General features: G+C 61.1%; 2 protein-coding genes. Both read right to left on the reverse strand.

The window, feature by feature from the left end:
* Window positions 1–109 precede the first annotated feature (109 nt).
* Window positions 110–457 (reverse strand): IS66 family insertion sequence element accessory protein TnpB, encoded by a 348-nt coding sequence (gene tnpB / locus ACYQ6W_RS22640; protein WP_459678561.1) that lies wholly within the window; start codon window positions 455–457, stop codon window positions 110–112.
* The gene (gene tnpA / locus ACYQ6W_RS22645) at window positions 454–798 is read right to left on the reverse strand and encodes an IS66-like element accessory protein TnpA (RefSeq protein WP_459678562.1); all 345 of its coding nucleotides are present in this window, start codon (window positions 796–798) and stop codon (window positions 454–456) included. Before tnpA ends, tnpB begins: the two co-directional genes overlap by 4 nt.
* Window positions 799–882 lie beyond the last annotated feature (84 nt).

The following is an 882-nucleotide window of genomic DNA, read 5'->3' on the forward strand; positions in this document are numbered from 1 at the left end:
TCAGCGCCGCGACATCGTCCGGACCGTCCTCGGGCTCAGCATTCATGGACCCGATGGAAGCATACTTCCGGGTGCCTGTGTACCCCGAACCCAAGGGGGTCCGAGGTTTTTAACCGGCAGATTTGGGCCGCCAGCTTTGCTGCGGGTTGCGCCAATCGATGCCTTCAAGAAGACAGGAGGCCTGCGATGCCGTCAGCGGAATCACCCCATCTGCTGATGCCGGCCAGATAAAGCGCCCACGATCCAAGCGCTTTGCATAGAGCGATGTGCCGAGACCATCATGCCACAAGCACTTGATCAGCGAGCCGCTGCGGCCACGGAAAAAGAAGACATCGCCCGCAAGCGGGTCCCGTTTGAAATGCTCCTGCACCAGCAGCGAAAGGCCCGCCATCCCTTTGCGCATATCCGCGTGCCCGGTCGCGATCCAGATCCGAACCCCACTCGGGACGGGGATCATCGTAGCGCCCTCAACGTGGCTGCAACCAAACTGGCAGGCGCCGACGCCGATATCACCACTTTGATCCCGCCGGACAACTCGATCCCCATCGCGGGACGAGCGTCGCGTCTATCCTGGTCAGAGCCATCGTCAAGGACAGCTTCCACAAAAGCCGGAGGCACTGTGTGGCCGCGAAGCTTGTCTCGCCACTGATAGATCAGGCTCGTCGAGATGTCGTTCCTACGGGCAACGGCCGCAACACAGGCACCGGGCGAAAATGCCTCGGCTAAAATGCGAGATCGATCCTCGTCACTCCACCGGCGCCGCCGCTCATGGCCGCTGAAAACCGTCACCTGGCTCATCCACCATCCTTATGCGCACTCATAAGGACGACCTTAAGCGCGCTCGGTAATATCAACGCCAGGCGGCCACCGGCGGATGGATAC

It is taken from the genome of Acidisoma sp. 7E03 (assembly GCF_054665075.1).

What these genes read in the sequence shown, in the direction of transcription:
- tnpB (WP_459678561.1), bottom strand. Translation starts at nt 457, where the DNA reads ATGATCCCCGTCCCGAGTGGGGTTCGGATCTGGATCGCGACCGGGCAC.
- tnpA (WP_459678562.1), bottom strand. Translation starts at nt 798, where the DNA reads ATGAGCCAGGTGACGGTTTTCAGCGGCCATGAGCGGCGGCGCCGGTGG.